Origin of the sequence: Stenotrophomonas sp. 2YAF22, assembly GCF_052114665.1 — a bacterium.
GTDB classification, from domain to species: Bacteria; Pseudomonadota; Gammaproteobacteria; order Xanthomonadales; family Xanthomonadaceae; genus Stenotrophomonas; species Stenotrophomonas indicatrix.
Genome location: NZ_JBFRFE010000468.1, coordinates 1 through 3,452, shown reverse-complemented (window position 1 = coordinate 3,452; position 3,452 = coordinate 1). Strand labels below are relative to the sequence as shown.

Sequence of the window (3,452 nt, the reverse complement as noted above, 5' to 3'; positions counted from 1 at the left end):
CGCCATGACTGATACCTTGGGCGTGCCGGTGCACGACGTCGACGAGAGCTGGATGCGTCACGCATTGGCATTGGCCGAACGCGCACAGCGCGAGTTCGACGAGATCCCGGTCGGTGCGGTGCTGGTGGGTGCCGACGGTCAGCTGCTGGGCGAGGGCTGGAACCTCAACATTGCCTCGCACGACCCCAGCGCGCATGCCGAGATCGTTGCCATGCGCGAGGGCGGACGGACGCTGGCCAATCACCGCCTGATCGGCAGCACGCTGTATGTCACTCTGGAGCCGTGCGCGATGTGYGCGATGGCGATCGTGCACGCACGCGTGGCGCGCCTGGTCTACGGTGCCAGCGACCCCAAGACCGGCGCCTGCGGCAGCGTGTTCGATCTGGTCGCTGATGCCCGCCACAATCACCGGGTGGAGGTCCATGCCGGTGTGCTGGCCAAGGAAGCGGGCAACCGGCTGACCAACTACTTCAGGGCCAAGCGTGGCAAGCCGCCGCTGCTGCTGGAGGACCACGCTGGCGAGGGCTGAGTGGCGAAAGGGTATGATGGCCGCCACTTTCCTTTACCGGCCGGCCTCGTGCCTGCCCAGCAACGAGGCGACACGATGGCAGAGAACGGCGCGGCCAACGAGCGACTGATCTGGATCGACCTGGAAATGACCGGGTTGGATACCGACAACGATTCGATCATCGAGATCGCCACCGTGGTCACCGATGCCCAGCTCAACGTGCTGGCGGAGGGCCCGGAGTTCGCCATCCATCATCCGCTGGAAACGCTGGAAGCGATGGACGAGTGGAACCGCAACCAGCATCGTCGTTCGGGCCTGTGGCAGCGTGTCATCGACAGCACCACCACGCTTGGCCAGGCCGAAGCGCAGACCGTGACCTTCCTGGCGCAGTGGATTCCGGCCGGCGTGTCACCGATGTCGGGTAACTCCATCTGCCAGGACCGCCGCTTCCTGCACCGGCAGATGCCGCGACTGGAAAAGTACTTCCACTATCGCAACCTGGACGTGTCCACGGTGAAGGAACTGGCCAAGCGCTGGGCGCCAAGCGTGGCTGCGGGCGTGGGCAAGAACAGCAACCACACTGCGCTGAGCGATGTGCACGATTCGATCAACGAGCTGCGCCACTACCGCCAGTTCATGGGCGCGCTGTCAGGCCTGCCGAGCCCGTGAGGGGTAGTGCCGGCCGCTGGCCGGCAATCCCGCGGCGTTGGTGAGGATCAGGTGTTGCTGGCCAGCGGCCGGCACTACGCTCCGTTCAACTCCCTGGCGCTAAGATCGGCCACATGAACGAGCCCATCCTGCTGCCCCGCGATATCGCCCACGACGCTGGCGACTGGTCTGACCTGCAGCGGGCGGTAGCCCTGCTGGAAGCGCCCACGATCACCGCGCGCATGGCCAACCTGGTCGGGACGCCGCTGGAATTCGCGGTGAAGGCGCTTCCCACCTCGGTGTCCAACCGCATCCACGGCGCAGTGCAGGCGGCGTTGTCCAAATCCGTGCAGGCCGCGCTGTGGAGCATGGACAACACTCCTGGCAAGGGCGCCTCGACACGTTGGCACAAGCTGGCGGCAGCGACGTCCGGCGCGGTCGGTGGTGCGTTCGGCTTTGCCGCGCTGTTCATCGAGCTGCCGGTGTCGACAACGATCATGATGCGTGCGGTGGCCGATGTTGCCCGCAGCGAAGGCTTCGATCTATCGCAGTTCAGTACCCGCCAGGCCTGCCTGGAGGTGTTCGCACTGGGCGGCAATTCGCCGCGCGACGATGCCAGCGAGACCGGCTACTACCTGGCCCGTGGCTTCACCACCGATGTGATGCGCCACCTGTCGGCCGAACTGGCCGGGCGCGTGGTGACCGGGCGCGATCTGACCCTGGGCGTGGCGCCGAAGGAAGCCGGCAAGCTGCTGGCCAAGCTGGTGGAAAAGGTCGCCGCGCGCTTCGGTGTGGTGATCACCGAGAAGTTTGCCGCGCAGGCGGTGCCGATCGTCGGTGCGGCAGCCGCCGCGACGCTCAATACCATGTTCACCGACTACTACCAGGACATGGCCCGCGGCCATTTCATCGTGCGCCGGCTGGAGCTGAAATACGGCGAAGAAGTGGTGCGCACCTGCTATGACCGCATCGCGCACGGCGGGGTGTTGATCGAGTCGACGTTGTAATCCACGCCATGCGTGGAGGCGGCATCGTTGCCTCGGCGGCACAACTGTTTTGCACGAACGCGCCTGTTGCGCGCGCAGCGCCATCCCCATCCTTGCCGGYAATCCCCCGCAAGAGAATGCCGCCATGTTGTTCACCCCCCACCGCCTGGGCGCGCTGACGCTGCCCAACCGCATCGTGATGCCGCCGATGACCCGCTCGCGCGCGGCTGCCGGCAATGTGGCCACCGCACAGATGGCCGAGTACTACGCCCAGCGTGCCGGTGCCGGGCTGATTGTCAGCGAAGGCACCCAGATCAGCCCGCAGGGCCAGGGTTACGCGTGGACCCCGGGCATCCACAGCGAAGCGCAGGTGCAAGGCTGGCGCAGGGTCACCGATGCCGTACACGCGGCCGGTGGTCGCATCTATGCCCAGCTCTGGCATGTAGGACGGGTGTCCCATGTCGCCCTGCAGCCGGACGGCGCGGCCCCGGTCTCTTCCTCGGCACTGCTGGCCGAAGGGGTGAAGGTCTTCGTCGACCCCACCGGCGCCGGTCCGGAATCCGGCGTGGGCGAGATGATCCAGCACTCGATGCCGCGCGCGCTGGGTGAAGACGAGATTCCGGGCATCGTGGCCGACTATGCGCAGGCCACCCGCAATGCACTGGCCGCCGGCTTTGATGGCGTCGAGCTGCACGGCGCCAACGGTTATCTGATCAACCAGTTCATCGACTCGCAGGCCAATCAGCGTACCGATGGATACGGTGGCGAGCTGCAGAATCGCCTGCGCTTTCTGCGCGAGGTGGTGCAGGCGGTGGTCGATGTCGCTGGCGGCGAGCGTGTCGGCGTGCGTCTGGCGCCGCTGACCACGCTGCAGGGGGCGGTGGATGACACGCCGCAGGCGACCTATCTGGCTGCCGCACACCTGCTGGGCGAGCTGGGTGTGGGTTACCTGCACATCGCCGAGGCCGACTGGGAGGATGCCCCGTTGATGCCCGTCGCGTTCAAGCAGGCGCTGCGGATGATCTATCCGGGCACGTTGATCTACGCCGGCAAGTACACCGCCGAGCGTGCCGCGCAGGCGCTTGCGGAGGGCTGGGCCGACCTGATCGGCTTCGGTCGGCCGTTCATCGCCAATCCCGATCTGCCCGAGCGCCTGCGCACCGGCGCGGTGTTGAATTCGCCCGATCGCGCGACGTACTTCGGTGGTGGTGCGGTCGGATTTACCGATTATCCGACGCTGGAAGAGGCGGCATTTGCGTGATACCGGTAGTGCCGGCCGCTGGCCGGCATCCCACGGAATTCCGCATCAT

General features: G+C 66.5%; 4 protein-coding genes. All 4 read left to right on the top strand.

Annotated elements, in window-relative coordinates; genetic code table 11:
• Nucleotides 1-4 precede the first annotated feature (4 nt).
• The 4 genes from tadA to AB4Y84_RS16570 all read left to right on the top strand — a co-directional run bounded on the left by tadA (nucleotide 5) and on the right by AB4Y84_RS16570 (nucleotide 3,403).
• The gene (gene tadA / locus AB4Y84_RS16585; protein ID WP_394197255.1) at nucleotides 5-529 is read left to right on the top strand and encodes a tRNA adenosine(34) deaminase TadA; all 525 of its coding nucleotides are present in this window, start codon (nucleotides 5-7) and stop codon (nucleotides 527-529) included.
• A 75-nt stretch (nucleotides 530-604) separates the two neighbouring features.
• Nucleotides 605-1,177 carry an oligoribonuclease gene (orn, locus tag AB4Y84_RS16580; protein WP_312786345.1) on the top strand — a complete coding sequence of 191 codons (573 nt, stop codon included), beginning with the start codon at nucleotides 605-607 and terminating at the stop codon, nucleotides 1,175-1,177.
• A 113-nt stretch (nucleotides 1,178-1,290) separates the two neighbouring features.
• The gene (locus tag AB4Y84_RS16575) at nucleotides 1,291-2,163 is read left to right on the top strand and encodes an EcsC family protein (RefSeq protein WP_442245025.1); all 873 of its coding nucleotides are present in this window, start codon (nucleotides 1,291-1,293) and stop codon (nucleotides 2,161-2,163) included.
• A 124-nt stretch (nucleotides 2,164-2,287) separates the two neighbouring features.
• Nucleotides 2,288-3,403, top strand: a complete 1,116-nt coding sequence (locus tag AB4Y84_RS16570) for an alkene reductase (protein ID WP_442245024.1) — start codon at nucleotides 2,288-2,290, stop codon at nucleotides 3,401-3,403.
• Nucleotides 3,404-3,452: the final 49 nt, after the last annotated feature.

Bases quoted from the DNA above. Each gene is read 5' to 3' on its own strand.
- orn (WP_312786345.1), top strand. From the start codon at position 605: ATGGCAGAGAACGGCGCGGCCAACGAGCGACTGATCTGGATCGACCTG.
- AB4Y84_RS16570 (WP_442245024.1), top strand. From the start codon at position 2,288: ATGTTGTTCACCCCCCACCGCCTGGGCGCGCTGACGCTGCCCAACCGC.
- AB4Y84_RS16575 (WP_442245025.1), top strand. From the start codon at position 1,291: ATGAACGAGCCCATCCTGCTGCCCCGCGATATCGCCCACGACGCTGGC.